At 71.7% G+C, this 12,499-nt stretch carries 15 protein-coding genes and 1 tRNA gene; 9 read left to right on the top strand and 7 right to left on the bottom strand.

What is annotated here, in order from left to right; translation table 11 throughout:
* Positions 1–1,365, top strand: coding sequence for an ATP-binding protein (locus tag ACGFIQ_RS00570; protein WP_393240214.1), 1,365 nt, complete (start codon positions 1–3; stop codon positions 1,363–1,365).
* 10 nt (positions 1,366–1,375) lie between these two features.
* Here ACGFIQ_RS00570 and ACGFIQ_RS00565 read toward each other — a convergent pair whose 3' ends face one another.
* Positions 1,376–3,061 carry a tetratricopeptide repeat protein gene (locus ACGFIQ_RS00565; RefSeq protein ID WP_393237185.1) on the bottom strand — a complete coding sequence of 562 codons (1,686 nt, stop codon included), beginning with the start codon at positions 3,059–3,061 and terminating at the stop codon, positions 1,376–1,378.
* 57 nt (positions 3,062–3,118) lie between these two features.
* Positions 3,119–3,580, bottom strand: a complete 462-nt coding sequence (locus tag ACGFIQ_RS00560) for a MarR family winged helix-turn-helix transcriptional regulator (RefSeq protein ID WP_393240211.1) — start codon at positions 3,578–3,580, stop codon at positions 3,119–3,121.
* A 49-nt stretch (positions 3,581–3,629) separates the two neighbouring features.
* Between ACGFIQ_RS00560 and ACGFIQ_RS00555 the strand changes: the two genes are divergently transcribed.
* Together ACGFIQ_RS00555 and ACGFIQ_RS00550 are read left to right on the top strand one after the other, a co-directional pair.
* Entirely contained in the window at positions 3,630–4,151 is a 522-nt protein-coding gene (locus tag ACGFIQ_RS00555) for a VOC family protein (RefSeq protein WP_393237182.1), read from the top strand.
* Between the two features lie 25 nt (positions 4,152–4,176).
* On the top strand, positions 4,177–5,088 hold the full coding sequence (locus ACGFIQ_RS00550; RefSeq protein ID WP_393237180.1) for a hypothetical protein: 912 nt from the start codon (positions 4,177–4,179) through the stop codon (positions 5,086–5,088).
* A gap of 54 nt (positions 5,089–5,142) precedes the next feature.
* Here the strand turns inward: ACGFIQ_RS00550 and ACGFIQ_RS00545 are convergent, their stop codons facing one another.
* Positions 5,143–5,322, bottom strand: a complete 180-nt coding sequence (locus tag ACGFIQ_RS00545; RefSeq protein ID WP_030333600.1) for a DUF4236 domain-containing protein — start codon at positions 5,320–5,322, stop codon at positions 5,143–5,145.
* 247 nt (positions 5,323–5,569) lie between these two features.
* Here ACGFIQ_RS00545 and ACGFIQ_RS00540 point away from each other — a divergent pair, with 247 nt between their 5' ends.
* The 3 genes from ACGFIQ_RS00540 (at position 5,570) to ACGFIQ_RS00530 (ending at position 7,073) form a co-directional block, all read left to right on the top strand.
* On the top strand, positions 5,570–5,647 hold the full coding sequence (locus tag ACGFIQ_RS00540; RefSeq protein ID WP_350938629.1) for a putative leader peptide: 78 nt from the start codon (positions 5,570–5,572) through the stop codon (positions 5,645–5,647).
* A gap of 248 nt (positions 5,648–5,895) precedes the next feature.
* Complete coding sequence (locus ACGFIQ_RS00535; protein WP_393237177.1) at positions 5,896–6,465, top strand: flavin reductase family protein; 570 nt, start codon at positions 5,896–5,898, stop codon at positions 6,463–6,465.
* Positions 6,462–7,073 carry a malonic semialdehyde reductase gene (locus ACGFIQ_RS00530; protein ID WP_393237174.1) on the top strand — a complete coding sequence of 204 codons (612 nt, stop codon included), beginning with the start codon at positions 6,462–6,464 and terminating at the stop codon, positions 7,071–7,073. The genes ACGFIQ_RS00535 and ACGFIQ_RS00530 overlap by 4 nt, the downstream gene beginning before the upstream one ends.
* Positions 7,074–7,086: 13 nt before the next feature.
* On the opposite strand, the gene ACGFIQ_RS00525 is transcribed toward ACGFIQ_RS00530, so the two are convergent.
* Together ACGFIQ_RS00525 and ACGFIQ_RS00520 are read right to left on the bottom strand one after the other, a co-directional pair.
* The gene (locus ACGFIQ_RS00525) at positions 7,087–7,542 is read right to left on the bottom strand and encodes an Rrf2 family transcriptional regulator (protein WP_357069994.1); all 456 of its coding nucleotides are present in this window, start codon (positions 7,540–7,542) and stop codon (positions 7,087–7,089) included.
* 7 nt (positions 7,543–7,549) lie between these two features.
* Positions 7,550–8,536 (bottom strand): helix-turn-helix transcriptional regulator, encoded by a 987-nt coding sequence (locus ACGFIQ_RS00520; protein WP_393237171.1) that lies wholly within the window; start codon positions 8,534–8,536, stop codon positions 7,550–7,552.
* A 199-nt stretch (positions 8,537–8,735) separates the two neighbouring features.
* Here ACGFIQ_RS00520 and ACGFIQ_RS00515 point away from each other — a divergent pair, with 199 nt between their 5' ends.
* A complete protein-coding gene (locus tag ACGFIQ_RS00515; RefSeq protein WP_357069990.1) occupies positions 8,736–9,512 on the top strand; it encodes a glucose 1-dehydrogenase in 777 nt (258 codons plus the stop codon).
* A gap of 114 nt (positions 9,513–9,626) precedes the next feature.
* Here the strand turns inward: ACGFIQ_RS00515 and ACGFIQ_RS00510 are convergent, their stop codons facing one another.
* The gene (locus tag ACGFIQ_RS00510; RefSeq protein WP_007457244.1) at positions 9,627–10,058 is read right to left on the bottom strand and encodes an SsgA family sporulation/cell division regulator; all 432 of its coding nucleotides are present in this window, start codon (positions 10,056–10,058) and stop codon (positions 9,627–9,629) included.
* A 369-nt stretch (positions 10,059–10,427) separates the two neighbouring features.
* On the opposite strand from ACGFIQ_RS00510, the gene ACGFIQ_RS00505 reads away from it, so the two are divergent.
* Together ACGFIQ_RS00505 and ACGFIQ_RS00500 are read left to right on the top strand one after the other, a co-directional pair.
* The gene (locus tag ACGFIQ_RS00505) at positions 10,428–10,910 is read left to right on the top strand and encodes a TIGR02611 family protein (RefSeq protein WP_393237167.1); all 483 of its coding nucleotides are present in this window, start codon (positions 10,428–10,430) and stop codon (positions 10,908–10,910) included.
* 50 nt (positions 10,911–10,960) lie between these two features.
* Positions 10,961–11,032, top strand: a tRNA-Val gene (locus ACGFIQ_RS00500).
* Between the two features lie 586 nt (positions 11,033–11,618).
* On the opposite strand, the gene ACGFIQ_RS00495 is transcribed toward ACGFIQ_RS00500, so the two are convergent.
* Positions 11,619–12,458 carry a DUF6308 family protein gene (locus ACGFIQ_RS00495; protein ID WP_393237164.1) on the bottom strand — a complete coding sequence of 280 codons (840 nt, stop codon included), beginning with the start codon at positions 12,456–12,458 and terminating at the stop codon, positions 11,619–11,621.
* Positions 12,459–12,499: the final 41 nt, after the last annotated feature.

Below are 12,499 nucleotides of genomic sequence, written 5' to 3'. Positions count from 1 at the left end.
ATGGTGATCGGCGTGCTCGGCCTCACCATCGGGCTTGCCCTGGGCGGGGTGGTGCTGCTCGGCGCGCTCGGCTTCGTGCTCCAACGAACTGTCGACACCGAGGCGTTCCGGACCGCCGACGCGGTCGCGCTGCTCGCCGCCGAGGACGCGTTGCCCGACCCGCTGCCGGTGGCCGGCGGGCAGGTCCGCGTCCAGGTCGTCGACGGGCAGGGGCGGATCCGGGCCGCCTCGATCGATGCCGACCGGCTGGTCCCGATGGTCCGCCCCGAGCGGCTGGACCACGACGGTCGGCAGCGGCTGGAGGTGCCGGCGGAGCGGGTCGGGCTGGTCGGCCCGGTCCGGGTGGTCGCCGTACCCGCCGGCACCGCGGCCGACCCGCTGACCGTGCTGGTCGCCCGGTCGATGGCCGACGTGCGACACAGCACCCACGCGGTCCGGGTCATCCTGCTGGTGGCGTTCCCACTGCTGGTGGCCGTGCTGGCCGGGGTGGCGTGGCGGGTGGTGGGCGCGACTCTGCGGCCGGTCGAGGCGCTCCGTCGGGGCGCCGAGGAGATCACCGGGCGGGCCGGTACCGGCCGGCTGCCGGTGCCCGCGTCGGCCGACGAGATCCACCGGTTGGCGGTCACCCTCAACGGCATGCTGGACCGGCTGGAATCCGGTCGGGTGCGGCAACGGGCGTTCGTCTCCGACGCCGCACACGAGCTGCGCAGTCCGTTGACCAACATCCGGACCGAGCTGGAGGTGGCCCAGCGCCTCGCGGACCGCACGGACTGGACGGCGGTGACCGCCAACCTGCTCGCCGACACCGACCGGCTGAGCCGACTTGTCGACGATCTCCTGCTGCTGGCCCGCCTGGACGAGGCTCCGCCGGCCCGGGGGACCGGCCCGGTGGAGCTGGGCGCGTTGCTGACCGAGGTCGCCGCCCGCTACCCGTCGCCGCCGGTGCGGGTGACGATGCCGCCGGGCCCGCTGTGGACGACCGGCAACGCCGACGAGCTGAGGCGCGTGCTGGCAAACCTGGTCGACAACGCGGTACGCCACGCGTACGGCACGGTGGTGCTCGCCGCCGAGGCGGCGCCGGTGACGCGGCGGACGGTCGGGGCGTACCACCTGGTGACGGTGACCGACGACGGCCCGGGGGTGCCGGCGGCGGACCGGGAGCGGGTGTTCGACCGGTTCACCCGGTTGGACGACGGTCGGGCCCGCGACGACGGCGGCGCCGGCCTGGGGCTGGCCATCGTCCGGGAGTTGGTGCGACGGGCCGGCGGCAGCATCACCCTGACCGACGCGCCGGAGCAGCACGGGCTGCGGGTGTGTCTGCTGCTGCCGGCCGACCCGGGCCTGAACCCGCCGGCGTCTGCCTGAGTCGGTCGGCTCAGCGGCGGCGGGTGCAGACCTGCTCGGAGTTGGCGACGGTGTCGGTGGACCAGACGACGGCGACGGTGAAGCAGTAGTCGTTGGTGCGGTTGAGCGCGTAGATGACGTAGCTGGTGGTGCCGGCGGGCAGGGTCGCGAAGACGTTGCGGTCCTGACCGGTGCGGCCACCCGCGATGACCACCGGGCCCTCGCTGCCGGCCGGATAGCTCCAGTTCAGCGCGATGCTGTCCCGGGTGTCGCGCAGGGTCACCGCGCCGGGCGGGCTACCGGGCGGTGCTCCGGTGCCGGCCGGCGTGGGTGCTGCGCCGCCCGGGTTGGGTGCGGTGCCGCCCGGGTTGGGCGCGGTCGTGGCCGGCGGGCCGGCGGTGGGGGAGCCGCTGGCCGGCGGCGGCGTCGGCTCGTCGTCGACCCGGGCCACCCCGGCGATCACCGCGGCCGCACCGAGCAGCACCACGACCACGCCGGCCACCAGCACCGGCACCAGCCGGTTGCGCGGCGGCGACGGCGCCCGGTGCACGGGGACCGGCAGCAACCGGGACGGTGTGTAGGGCTCAAGCGGCGCGTACGGGTCCGGCGGCCGGTACGGGTCGGACGCCCCGTGCGGGTCGGATCCCGTGTACGGGTCGGAGGCCGCGTACGGGTCGGGCGCCGCGTGCGGGTCGGACGGCGTGGCGGAGCGGTGCAGCCGGTATACCCCGGGCTGCTCCTCGGTGCCGCCGGCCAGCCCGATCACCGACGGGGGCACCGGAGCGTCGGTGCTGTAGGGCGTGGGCTCCTCCGCCGCCTCGGGTGGCCACGTGGTGCCCGCCGGTCCGACCGGTTCGTCGGCGGGCGTTCGAGGGCTCGGCACCGTCCCGCCGGCTGCCGGCCCGGCCTGGTGTGGCGCGGGTGCCGACGGGTGGCGGCCGAATGCGGTCGGGTCGTCGTCGTGCGGTGGGACGCGGGCGGCCGGCACCGCCGGGGTGTCCCGGGCGGTGGGCGCGTTGTCGGTGCAGGCGTGGTCGGGATTGGCAGCCGCCCGGGCCAGGGCCGCCACCTGCGCGGCCAGCGGGTCGTCGGCGGGCAGGTGCTGCCGGCACAGCTCCCGTGCCAGTGCCAGGTTGTCGTGTGCCTCGGTGAACTGCCCGCAGTCACGCTGCATCGCCCCGAGCCGCGCCAGCATCTTGATGCCGCTGGGGTGCCCGTCGCCATAGATCTCCCGGTGCAGCTCCCAGGCGTCCTGGAGCCGGTCCCGGGCAACCGTGCACTGGCCGCGGGCGTACTCGACGGTGGCCAGGTCGGCGTGTGCGGCGAGCACCCGCAGTGACTCCGGGCCATCCTGTGCGGTCAGCTCGATGATGACTTCCTGGTAGAGCCGAGCGGCCCGGGAGTGGCTGCCGACCCGGTGCAGCACCGCGGCCAGGGTCGCCGCGGCGGCCACCGTGCGCGGGTCGGAACGGCCGTGCAGGCGGGTGGTGGCCGCGTACGCGAAGGCGGCCCAGCCCCGGGCCGAGTGCGGCTCACCGAGGGCGACCAACACCCGCGCCTGGAGGCTGGCCGCCTCGGCCAACTCGCCGGTGGCGTTGGCGGGGCGGGGGTCGGCGTCGGTGAGCGCGTCGGCGAGCAGTTGCTGCGCGCCGGCCAGATCGCCGGCCGACACGAGATGGTGCGCCTGGTCAGTCAGTTCACCGAAGCCGGAAGACACGCCCCATCGTGCTCATTCGACGACGTTAAGTACAAGACCCGCGCCGGTGTCGATTGGTCAGGATCTCCTCAGGTGGTCGGCCAGGGTTTCGCTGATTCGGCGCAGTTGGTCGACCTGGGCGGGGCTCAACGCGTCGAACAGGTGCCGGCGTACCCCTTCGACGTGGCCGGGTGCGGCGGCCGCGAGGGTGGCGAAACCCTCGTCGGTGAGCAGGGCGATCTGCCCGCGCCGGTCGGTGGGGCATTCCTCGCGGCGCACCCATCCGGCCGCCTCCAGCCGGGCCACGGCGTGCGAGAGCCGGCTGCGCGACGACCCCGCCGCCTGGGCGAGTTCGCTCATCCGTAGTTGGCGACCGGGGGCCTCGGAGAGCCGGACCAGGATCTCGTAGTACGCGTGCGGCATGCCCGCCTCGCGCTGTAGCTCGCGGTCGAGGGTGTCCATCAGCATCCGGGACGCGGCGAGGTACGCGCGCCACGTGCGCTGTTCGTCGGGGTCCAGCCAGCGGGTCATGACGGCCATCATAACGCGGATAATTGAACGTTCAACCAAAGCGAGCTAACCTGGGGTCATGGGTATCCACCGGCTCAACCACGCGGTCCTCTACGTCAGTGACCTCGCCCGCAGCGTCGCGTTCTACCGGGACGTGCTGGGCTTCCGTGCGGTGGCGATGACCCCGGACGGATTCCGGGGCGCCACCTTCCTCCAGGCTCCCGACTCCACCAACGACCACGACCTCGGTCTGTTCGAGATCGGCGCCGGCGCCGGGCGGTCGACAGCCGGCCGGGCCACCGTCGGTCTCTACCACCTCGCCTGGGAGGTGGACACGCTCGACGAGCTGGCCGTCACCGCCGAGCGGCTCGCCGCCGCCGGGGCTCTGGTCGGCACTTCCGACCACGGCACGACCAAGAGCCTCTATGGCAAGGACCCGGACGGCCTGGAGTTCGAGATCGTCTGGCTGGTCCCCGCCAGCCTCCTCGACGACGCCGCGCTGAGCGCGCGCAAGCAGATCGGTCGGCTCGACCTGGACGCCGAGCGGCAGCGCTACGGCGGGCAGACCCGGGGCGGGGTGGGGATCTCCGTCCCGGCCTGAGCAGGTCATACGGTAGAACGGACCGATGCCGACCGACCGGACCACCGATTTCCTTCGTGCGCTGCTGGTCCGCCAGCTGACCACCTGGCTGCCCACGGCCCTGCACCGCTCCCGGCGGGCCACCATCGCACTCGCCGGCACCGACGCGGGCGGCGCGGTGGCCGCACTGCAGCTGGTCGGCGCGCACGCCGACCAGCTGCGCGGCCGGCAGGTGACGGTGCTGGTGCTCACCGACGGCGCGCCCGACCTGCCGGCCCGACTCGGCTCGATCGAGGCGGAGTTGCCCGCCGAGGTCACCGTGCACCTGCTGCCCGGCAACCCGGATCGGCTGCCGGTCGCCGTCAAGGCGGCCGGCGCGGCGGGCTCACCGCTGTTCTCCTTCGTGGACGTGCCAGGTGCGGTGGGCCCGAAGCTGCTCACGGCCGCCGCCAACGGCCGCACCGGCGAGGTGCTGCTGCACGGGGGCAGCAGTGCCCGTGCCGCGCTCGTCTCGGCCGGCTTCCCCCTGGTCGCCGAGCTGGCACCGGTGCTGCCGGACGACGAGGTCGCCGGAGTGGTCGCGTTCGGCAGTCGTTCGGACCGGAGCCTGGAGGCGGTGCGTGACGCCCTCTGGTCGGTCGGCGCGGACCTCGGCGTGCGCTACCGCGACCCGGCCGACCCGATGAGCGCACCTGTCGACGTGGCCGGCGAGCCCGACGTCGCACCGCTGGCCCAGGCGCTGCTGGCCGAGCTGCGTCGCGGCGGTCCACGACAGGTCACCGAGCTGCGCCGGCACACCCTCACCGCGACCGTCTACCGTGCCGCCGACGCGAACCGCGCGCTGGCCGACCTGCTGGACGAAGGCGAAGTGCGACGCGACCGCGAGAACGGCAAGCTGGCCGGCGACGAGCTGATCACACAGACCCTGAGCCCGCCGGGGCGGGGCGGGACTCCGTAGACGCCGAGCGGGGTGCCGGTGAGATCACCGGCACCCCGCTCGACTCCCGGGAGGTTACGACCGGGACTTGTCCTGCTTCCAGGACAGTGGACCCGGCAGGTCGACGCGGTGCGCCCGTGCCTTGGAGTTCCAGGACCAGCGCCCGATCTTGATGCTCCAGGAGGAGAAGCCGTTCTCGGTGAAGTTCAGGATGATCGGACCGTACTTCTTGCGCTTGCGAAACATGAGGCCCATCGGAGGACTCCCCTCGTCACCGTTCCCTGCCGTGTCGAGATCGAACATGCCCGGACCGGCAGCTTTTGAAACCCGCACGGTGTCCGTCCTGGACGGTCTCGGCCGAGCGCGGCCAATCTCTACTCACCAGATAGGTCTTGTGGCACGGTAAAGACTGCTAGGCACGCTATTTTCCCTCGGCATCGATGGAATTCTCATCTTCTGGAAGACCGTTGACCGGTCGATCCGGTCCCGGCAACATGAGGTCATGTCGCAGCGGGATGAGCTTCACCTCACCGCTCGTGTGCACGTCGACCTGGTCCGGCACGCGAGCGCGCTCTGTTGAGTCGACCGGTCCATCCGGTTCGACTCCAGCGACGCACGCACACCGCCGGCCCGCTCAACGCGGAGCAGCGTGCCTTCTCACCCTCCTCACTCCCACCGTGGACAGATCAGGAGACTCCGCATGTCCCCACCCCGTCGTGCCGTCCTCCGTCCCCGAGCCGCCGCCAACGCCCCGACCACCGCCGTGACCAGCTGCTCCGCCCCATCCCGACCGGCCCGCACGTACGCGGCGTCGACCCCGGTGTCGGCGTGACCACCGTGGAGCGTCCCGCGCCGGACGCGGCCGAGCTGCGACCGGTGAGTGCGGACCTGTTCCGTGCCCTGCTGCGTCGGCAGGCTACGAGCGTCACCGTGGTCACCGCCGTCGCCCGCGCCACCGACCCCGCCTGCCTGGGTGGGATCGGCGCGCCGATCCGGGCGGGTTTCACCGCCACCTCGTTCACGTCGGTGTCGCTGGACCCGCCGCTCGTCTCGTTCTGCCTCGGGACGGCGTCGTCGAGCTGGCCGGTGCTGGCTCGCGCCGAGCACGTCGCGGTGCACCTGCTGACCGCGGGGCAGCGGGACGCCGCGACGATCTTCGCCACCAGTGGCATCGACCGGTTCGCCGCGTACCCGGACTGGACGTCCGGACCGTTCGGGGTGCCGCTGCTGACCGGCGTGTTGGCCCGGCTGTTCTGCCGGGTGGTGCACCGGGTGCCCGCCGGCGACCACACGCTCGTCATCGCCGAGCCGTTGGCGCTCGGTGCTGGTGGCGACGCCGCGCCGCTGGTGCACCACCACGGCGGCTACACGACCGCCGTCGCGCCGGTGCCGCGGTGACGGCGCTGGCCACACCGGGCCTGCTCGCGTTGGACCGGGCCGCCCAGGACCTGCTGTTCCGGGCGGCCCGCACGGCCAACACGTTCACCGACGAGCCGGTCACCGACGAACAGGTCGCGGCCATCCACGACCTGATCCGGTACGGGCCGACCGCGTACAACGGCCAGCCGCTGCGGGTGCTGCTGCTGCGCAGCGCGGCGGCACGGGCGCGACTACTGCCGCACCTCTCGTCGAGCAACCGGGCGAAGACCGCCGCCGCGCCGCTGGTGGCGGTGCTCGCCGCCGATCTGGACTTCCACGAGCGGTTGCCCGAGTTGTACCCGCACCGCCCGCAGGCTCGGGACTGGCTCGGCGACCGGGTGGCGCGGGCCGAGCAGGCCCGGCTCAACGCGACCCTGCAGATCGGCTACCTGCTGGTGGGCGTTCGCGCGGCAGGGCTGGCCGCCGGCCCGATGGCCGGGTTCGACGCGGCCGGCGTGACCCGGGAGTTCTTTCCCGACGGGCGGCACGAGACGTTGCTGGTCATGAACGTGGGCCACCCTGGCCCAGACTCCTGGCGCGCACGGCTGCCCCGGCTGAGCACCGAGGACGTGGTCCGGACGCTCTGACCCGCGAGGTGGATCAGCGCGGCTCCCACGCGTCGGGCAGCGCGGTGAGCTTGCGGACGTGGGCGGGCAGCCGACCGTTGACGATCTCGGCGAGGCTCACCTCGTCGACCACGCGCCGCACCGCCGCGCGCACGGCCACCCACAGGCCGGGCAGGTTCTCCGCCGCACCCTCGTACTGGGTTTCCTCGGGGCGCAGCCCGCGTACCCCGGCCAGCGGGCCGTCCACCGCGCGCAGCACCGCGCCGACGGTCACCTCGCGTGGTGGACGGGCCAGTGTGTAGCCGCCCTCGGCGCCACGCTGGGCGCGGACGATGCCGGCCCGGCGTAGATCCGCCAGGACGGCCTCCAGGAACTTGCGGGGCATGTCCTGCTCCCCGGCGATGGCCTGGGTGGACAGCAGAGAAGGGTACGCGGTGGCCAGGCTCAGCGCCGCCCGTACCGCGTAGTCGCCGCGCGCGGAGATCTGCACCCTGTCATCATGCCCGGCCGGTGTCGAGGGCCGGTCCGGTGGGCGACCCGGACCGCCCGGCGTGGCCGCCGTTGGCCGGTTCGGCGAGGGTGCGGAACCGGCCGCCGTTGGCGCCGGTCGGCTCAGCCGGCGCTCGGGGCCGGACCACCCGGCTGGCCGCCGGCTGGTCCCGGGCGGCCCGAAACGCGCCGGGGCTCACCCCGACCTCGCGGGTGAAGAAACGGCCGAAGTTCGTCGGCTCGGAGAAGCCGAGCTGCCGGCCGATCTGGGCGATCGGCTGATCGGTCGCGGCGAGCAACCGGCCGGCCTGCAACGCGACCCGCTCGTCGATGACCTGCTTGGCGCTGCGGCCGGTGACGGCCAGACAAGCCCGGGTCAGGGTACGCACCGAGCAGCGCAGCCCGGCGGCGTAGTCCTCCACCCGCCGGCTGCGCGGGTAGCCGTGCTCCACCTCCTGGCAGAACCTGTGGAACGTCTCGTCCTCGGGCCGGGGCGTCGAGCGGTCGGCACCGGCCAGGGTCAGCCGGAGCAGCAACACGGCCAGTTGGTGACGAAGCAGCGCACGGGCGATGCGGCTGTCGGGGTGCCGCTGACAGTCCACCGCCAACTGGCTCACCTCGCTGATCACCGCGTCCTCGTCCTCGCCGGCCAACTGCCGCCACGTCACGGGCGCGTCCAGGTCGACGTCGAAGCCGCGCAGCGCCTCGGGAACCCAGGAGACCACCGTGGCGTCGAACTGCGGGCCGGCACAGCGCAACACCTGGCCGGCTCGGACCCGCAGCAGCGTGCCGGGCCGGCAGGGCAGGAGATGGAAGTCGAGCTCCGCGTCGCCGTGCCCCCGTGTGGTGAGGATCAGCAGCTCCTGCTCGACGATCACCGGCCGACGCCAGCCCGGGTCGCCGGCAAGGTCGGCCAGCGCGAACGTGGCGATCTCGTCGGGCACGGGTGGAGCCGAACCGATCGGTGGCGCGGGGGTGGGACCGGTGGAGACCATCGCCTGCGACGGTAGCCCGAACCGCAGGTCACCGCATCCCAATCGACGCAGGTAGCGGAATCGGCGCCGCACACCGGGCTTGTCGCGATCCCGGCGGCCGGGCTACGTTACCCGGCGGTAGCGCTGTCCGGGCCACGGTCCGCCCGGCGCTCGCCGGACACCCGACCGGCGGACCTCGCCGACTCGCGATGGGATGGGCATGACGCAGCTGTTCTCGGTCGAAGGCAAGACGGTCCTGGTCACCGGCGGGTCGCGGGGGATCGGTCTGATGATCGCCCAGGGCTTCGTACGGGCCGGCGCACACGTGATCATCTCGTCTCGGAAGGCCGATGTCTGCGCGGCGGTCGCGAAGGAACTCTCCGCCGAGGGCCACTGCGAGGCCATCCCCGCCGACCTGGGCGACGACGCCGGGGCCGAGGCGCTGGCCGCCGCCGTACGCGAGCGCTTCGACCGCCTGGACGTGCTTGTCAACAACGCCGGCGCGACCTGGGGCGCCCCGCTGGAAAACTACCCGGAGGCCGCGTTCGACAAGCTCTGGGCCGTCAACGTCAAGGCCGTCTTCCGGCTCACCACCGCGCTGCTGCCGGCGCTGCGCGCCGCCGCCAGCGCCGACGACCCGGCCCGCGTGATCAACATCGGGTCGATCGACGGCATCCGGGTGCCGATGATGGAGGTGTACGCGTACTCGGCCACCAAGGCGGCCGTGCACATGCTCACCCGCGGCCTGGCCCACCAGCTGGCCGGTGAGCAGATCACCGTCAACGCGATCGCACCCGGCCCGTTCGAGAGCAAGATGATGGCGTTCGCGCTGGACGACCCCGCCAGCCGGGCCGCCATCGAACAGCAGGTGCCGCTGGGCCGCATCGGACGCCCCGAGGACATGGCCGGGACCGCCATCTACCTGTCGTCGCGCGCCGGCGCGTACCTCACCGGTGCGGTCATCCCGGTCGACGGAGGCATCACCACGCACGGCTGAGCACCGACGATCCCGGGTCGGGCTGCCCGCGTACCCCCGGGTGTGCCGGGGCCGCGCGGACTCGGCAGATCCGCGCGGCCCCGGGTTGGCCGGTGTTGCCCGTTCGGGCGGTGGTCAGCGACCGGCGAGCAGCCGGTTCACCGCCGTGTCGACGTCCAGGTGCTCGGCCTCACGACCGCGCGGGACGACGACGTAGGTCCGTCGAAGGAAACGCACCAGAACACTGCGCGGCACCTCGAAGAGGGCGTTGCCGTCCGGTGACGAGAGGGCCAGCGCGACGAAGTCGCCGCGCGGTGTGGCCCAGGGCCAGACCCGCACATCACCGATACCGGCTGGCTCGTCCAGGCCGGTGACCAGCAGTTCGCGGGCGAAGGACCAGCTCACCGCCTCGCCGCCGGCAGATTCGGCATGGAACAGGACATGGACCGCATACGGGTCAGCAGGGTCGTAACGCAGACTGGCACGCACCGGCAAGGCCGTGGCGTCAGGTGCGACGAGCCTTAGCGACGTCTCGACCTCTACGGTCGTCGGTCGAATGACACTCATGGACGTTCTCCCCCCGGCACCGCTGCGGAACGCGCGTGTCCCGCTTTTCCCATACTCAGGTGCTACTCCTGGCTACGCTCCGCCATACGCTGACTTCACCCAGTGGTGGGAAGGGGGACGGAAAGGCCGCGTGAATGTGAGCATTCATGTAGGATTTCCGGTTCTGCCCAGTGCGTGATCCCGCCCGGCATCGGGTGGTTCAGTCGTCGACTTACTCCGGTAACGTCCAGTCGACCGTTGCAGTGACGGGCGTGAGCGACACTGGGGGGTGAAATGGTGACGAAGAAATCCTCAGTGGATCCGACCGCGGCGCCCGGCCCGCCGAAGGTCGCGGTCCGAGCAACCGAAAAGCGGGGGTACGGAGTACCGATGGAGCAGCCCGAACGCGCCGATCGGCCGACGCCCGACGCCGATCGTCCCGGCGGTGTCCTGGTCGTCGGAGACCCACCGCGCCGCCGCCGCTGGCGGGAGCAGATCTCGCTGACTCTCGACCTCATCCGAGCCAACCCCACCGGCCGGATTGCCCTCAAGATCTTCATTGCCATCGCAGGCGCAATCGTGGTGACCATCGGCATCGCACTCATCCCGCTGCCCGGGCCGGGTTGGCTGTTGGTGATCGCCGGGTTGGGCATCTGGGCGGTGGAGTACCACTGGGCGCGCCGGCTGCTCGGCTTCACCCGCCGGCACGTCTACGGCTGGACGCACTGGGTGACGCGACAGTCACTGTTGGTGCGAATCGTGCTCGGGTCCGTCGGCCTGGTCTTCGTGGCCACCGTGGTCTGGCTGTCGCTCAAGTTCAGCCTCGGCATCGACCTGGTCGCCAAGGTGATGCACTACCTCGCGACGCACTGACCCCGGATTTCCGGTCCGGTTCCACGATCGGGTAGAGTCAGTGGCGCTGAGGGCGATTAGCTCAGTGGGAGAGCGCTTCGTTCACACCGAAGAGGTCGCTGGTTCGATACCAGCATCGCCCACCCTTGGTTTGTGCAGGTCAGAAGCCCGTTACCGGAGTTGCGGTAACGGGCTTTGTCGCGTGTGCGGCTTACATTGGGAGCAGCGCGGGTGTGTCTCGGCGCGGCCGGTGTCCACATCCCGAGGGTGCCCCCCGGGTACCGGCTCGTGAGCTGACTGATGACAGTCGGTCCGGTGGTCCGCCCACTCGCTGGCCCCTTTGCGAGGTCGTATACCCAGGTCCCGGTGCTTCGCCGGGACCTGGCGGACCACGTCGTTGCGATCCTTGACGCGAAGTCGTCCAGGACCTGATGACCAGTCGCGGTCCGGCGGGAATCTGGGTAGCCACTGCTCTGCCTGTTTGGCGCTGTGCCCGCTGCCGATCAGCCATGGGATGGGCAAGCGACCCGTGCCGCAGCCTTCGTTGAGCATGAACGCCCAGTTGTGCGTGAACTGTCCACGGTGCCCAGGGCATAGATGCTGTGGTGCGAGCAATTAGGTGCGGCGACGGTCCCTGTCGTACCGGTGCGCCGTGATGGGCTGGGGCGGTCGCCGCGGCGGTGTGGTCGGGATATGGGCGTCCGCGGTCCGTTTAGATGGTTTGCGATATCACCTGTGGGGGTCTTCGCCGCTCGCAGTTGGTGCGGTGATGGGCACCGGAGCGACGGCCTCGCAAGGAATGCGGGCACCGAGTGGCCGGCCGAGCCATCTCGGTGGCAGCCCTTTGCCGAGAGCGAGGCGGTCGTCCATCGCCGTCCACACGACCATGTCCAGTAGCCGGAGGTCCGCGATCAGAGGGCGCTTGTTTCCTGGCCGCGATGCCGCTAGCTCGGGTACGGTCAGCGAGACTTCCGCTCGTAGTTGAGCCAACGGGCCGGGGCGGTCGCAGAGGTACGCCGCCATCGCTCGCACGATCGCGGCGATCCGTTCTTCGCGATTGAGGCCGAACCGCTGAACCTTGAGGCTGAGATCGTCACGCTGGTAGCCGAAGGCCATTCCGACGTAACCATCTAGCACGGGGATGGCCTGAGGTCGGTACAGTGCGGCGAGCTTCGTGATCCTAGGGGTCCAGGCGCCGTCGAACCCGAACTGGCACGCGTGGATGACCGCGTTCAGTTGGTCGTGAGTGAGGTGGTGCAGGTCCTGGTCTGCTGGGATGCGAGCAATCCGTTGGGCGAATTCGCGTCGGCGTGTGAGATTGAAGTCGGCGATATGCTTGAGTTCGATCCGGCCGTTGAGGGCGTTGGCGAACAACAGCGACCAGGTGGAGACTTCGTCGAGTAGCCCCGCAGATCGCGCGCCGATGCCAGCCAGATCGTAGACAGCCCATCCACTGTGTTGGGATGTGCAGTACGCAAGGATCCTGCTCGCGGCATCGTCGATCGGAACCGGGGGCAGGACATCTCCGGGGAAGCCCGCCGTTACGTCGATGGCCACCTCAGTTGTCATGGGTGGCACCGTACCGGCCAGGGGAGCGGTCGGTCGGCCGT

This window comes from Micromonospora sp. NPDC048898 (genome assembly GCF_043198035.1).
Lineage (GTDB): Bacteria > Actinomycetota > Actinomycetes > Mycobacteriales > Micromonosporaceae > Micromonospora.
The sequence above is the reverse complement of the archived record's forward strand: the minus strand, read 5'-3'. Positions and strand labels throughout refer to the sequence as shown.